General features: G+C 53.1%; 4 protein-coding genes. All 4 read right to left on the bottom strand.

The features are described 5' to 3' along the window. Positions 1 to 238 precede the first annotated feature (238 nt). Positions 239 to 517 carry a CRISPR-associated endonuclease Cas2 gene (cas2, locus tag BUE18_RS16040; protein ID WP_035219515.1) on the bottom strand — a complete coding sequence of 93 codons (279 nt, stop codon included), beginning with the start codon at positions 515 to 517 and terminating at the stop codon, positions 239 to 241. A 1-nt stretch (position 518) separates the two neighbouring features. Next, positions 519 to 794: a CRISPR-associated endonuclease Cas2 gene (gene cas2, locus BUE18_RS16035; RefSeq protein ID WP_073477210.1), complete on the bottom strand. Its 276-nt coding sequence runs from the start codon at positions 792 to 794 to the stop codon at positions 519 to 521. Next, positions 791 to 1,936: a CRISPR-associated endonuclease Cas1 gene (cas1, locus tag BUE18_RS16030; protein WP_073477209.1), complete on the bottom strand. Its 1,146-nt coding sequence runs from the start codon at positions 1,934 to 1,936 to the stop codon at positions 791 to 793. The genes cas2 (BUE18_RS16035) and cas1 overlap by 4 nt, the downstream gene beginning before the upstream one ends. A 77-nt stretch (positions 1,937 to 2,013) precedes the next feature. Next, positions 2,014 to 2,637 carry an EcsC family protein gene (locus BUE18_RS16025; protein ID WP_073477216.1) on the bottom strand — a complete coding sequence of 208 codons (624 nt, stop codon included), beginning with the start codon at positions 2,635 to 2,637 and terminating at the stop codon, positions 2,014 to 2,016. Positions 2,638 to 3,056 lie beyond the last annotated feature (419 nt).

Raw genomic sequence — 3,056 nt, 5'->3', positions numbered from 1 at the left:
ACCCTTAGAATAGGCTTAAAAACCAGCCTATTGCAACCCCATTTCCGCAGACCTCCGGGAAAAAACTCATGTATTCCATAAAACGCCTCCTTTTTTGTTGTGGGTATAGAGCTTAACTATTTGAAAACATGTATGATTTCGCATTTCCGCAGACCTCCTGAATGGCGATTTCGGTAAATATAGTTATTTCAGTATGTTAGAAAAATCGCCTCTTTTCGCCCGGAGGTCTGCGGAAAAGTCACAGAATCAGGAATTCATGGTCCGGGTCCAGAAAGTGGCCCTGCCCGATGACTTCCAGGGTTCCGGCGCATTTTTCGCACAGGGGAAAATACTTGATGCCGTCCGTCTTTGGGTCGATAATGCTTTCCAGGCGCTTCTTCATGAGGAAGAAGATTCTTGCGTCCGCCTCCACCTCGAAGATGGATTTTTGGACCCTGGTTCCGTAGTCTTCCATGGTTTTAGCCACCTTGGCCAGCCTTTTGGGGTCGGTAATGTCGTAGGCGACGATCATGTTCATATCAAACCACCGTATAGTCCAGTTGGGTGATTTTCAGGCCCTGGCCCGAGATTTCCACCTTTTGCATGCATCGGGAGCATATCTTGTAGATGCGCACCGAATCGTTGATCAGGTCCAGTTTTTGGGAGCAGTACTGCCGGATGCGGGCCAGACCGTCTGCGTCCAGGTCGCATTCAAAAACGGAATACTGGGTGTTTTCTCCGAACTCCTTGAGGAACTTGTTGAGGCGCTGCAGCCTTTTGGGTTCGGTAATGTCGTATGTGATGAGTGTGATCATTTTAAAAGTATGGGCTGATACACCCGAGCCTCTCCCTCGATGACCTTGCGATACAGGCTGGCCTGAAAGGCGACGGCCTGGGCGTAGCTCAATTCCTTTTCCGCCGCGGGATGGTAAAACCGGGCGGACAGTTTTTTCTCAAAGGCTTCAATCACCTTGTTAAAGGCGTCGGGCTTGAGTTTGACAGGCTCTTTGGCAGGTGCGGGCGTCGGCTTTGCAATCTCCTCCATCCTTTGTTCCGGTAAATCAAAGTGTTCCCGTTCATGCTCGGGGCTGGCCATTTGTCCCAACGGATCCTGGTTGACGTCAGGAAGGGGGATGGTATGTTCAGGCTCCGGCGTGCGCGGGCTCTCCATAAAATCGTCCTTGGAGAGGATTTTCAGGTTGAACAGGGACAGGGTGAGGGTGTCGGCGATGGTAGTACGAAATTCCTCCATAAGATCCAGGACCAGGGAGTGGCGGCCGTAATCCAAAGCGTGGAGAAACCCCGGATAAGGGTCCAGGCCCGCCGCTCTAACCCCGGCGTAAACCCGATTCATGACAAAGGTGTATAAAAGGGATAGCACCGCGTTGACGGGGTCTGTGGGCGGCCTGCGCACACGCTTTGTGAAGCCCATCTCCGCCACAAATCCGAGAGGCAGCCCCTGAAAGTACAACGCGGAGGCCTTGCCTTCGTATCCACGCACGGAATCAATGGTGGGCGCGGATTGCAGGCCGGAGCCAAGATCCATAATCTTGCGCGCCAATGACCCCGCCCTGTCCGCCTTTTTGGTGCGTTTGATGCGTAAGAGCAGGGTGGCCATATTGGCCATTTTCCCGGATACGATGCTTTTGGCCATGTTCAGACCGAACTCCGGGTCGTCCAGGAGCAGGAACTGCTGCTTGCGCAGGAAGACATTTTTGGGCTCCGGACTTTCCACCCGTCCGAGATACCGGCCGTTTTTTGTGAGAAACACGGTGTCGATGTTGTTTCTCATGAGTTGGATCAAAGCGCTGTGGGTCATCTGGATATTTCCGAAAAGCTGGAGCTGTTCCAGCTTGTAGGTGAACAGGGTCCGATGGGTATCGTTGCCCTTTTTAACCAGAATATGCCGGCCTTCCTTTACCAGCTTGGATCCCTGGGTGGTGACGTATGCAATCATAAAAATTCTCCTGTTGATGAAAGCGGCGGGGCGGGGGCGGCTTGCAAGCCGCCCCCGCCGGACAAGGGTTGTTCCCTTCAGGCGGCGCCGTAATAACGGACAGCCGTCTTTCCCATCAATTTTGTGGCGCCCCAGTCAGTACCAAACCCGATGGGCGCGCCAATCAGCGGAACCAGCTTGGTGAAGCTGGTGAAAGACTTCTCGCCCGCCTTGGTGATGATTTTCCGGCTCAGGATTTTGTTGATTTTTTTCATGACCGCCCGGGTGACGTATTTGTCCACAATTTTTTGGGTCAGCTCCTCGGCCGCAGCCACGCCCGCCCTTTTCAGAGCCTGGGAGGCGGCGTTGCCGGCCATGATCAACAGGATGTCCTCGGCAAATTCCTCCGAGGATTTTTGCACACCATAAGCGACGGCAACCGTCAGGGCCATGCGCACCTGGATTTTCCATGTGCATAGAAGATCCGTCGGGACCGTAACCGGCAGGGTGATCGCCCCGCCCAGACCGGTTGCAGCGCCTACCATTCCGCTTTTCAGGGAAGCCCTGGAAACAATCTTTCCGGCAAGTCCATGGGCGTTCAAGCCGGGATTTTTCACCCGGAGCATCTCAATGTGCTCTTGCACGGGTTCGATATTGGCATCCACAATCCTCGTCAAAATAACGGGCAGCATGGTCGTGAGTTTTTCAAGACTGTTTTCCATAGGCCGCCTCCTGATGCGTCCGGCTTCGGACAAAAAGGGTTTGTATTCATAAAACATGTTTGGGGCGCCTCCTTTCCGACCGCCGGCCCTCAGCCTCCTGATTTGTTTTTTGAGGGAGGCCTGCACGGACAGGGTGGAAGCTCATGCTCGCCTTGTTCTTCTCGGCGAAACCGGAACGCACTATACCCCGGGAAATAATGCATTACACGCTTTGCAACGTTTCCATTTTTAATAACCAGGCTTAAATTAAATGCTTTATAAATAGCGGGTTATGTGCGGCCCCAGGGGAGAAGGGCTGCATGGGGCGGAAACGTTTCCGGGGCGGATTGGAAACAGTGAAAAAAAAGGCTCTTTTTTAACGCCAAAAAGAGCCTTGATTCATCCCTTCGTAAGTCAGGTCAATTCCTACCCTATAAGGG

Source organism: Desulfatibacillum alkenivorans DSM 16219, from assembly GCF_900142135.1.
GTDB lineage: Bacteria > Desulfobacterota > Desulfobacteria > Desulfobacterales > Desulfatibacillaceae > Desulfatibacillum > Desulfatibacillum alkenivorans.
Note: the sequence above shows the minus strand (reverse complement) of the source record. Positions and strands in the feature narration are given on the sequence as shown.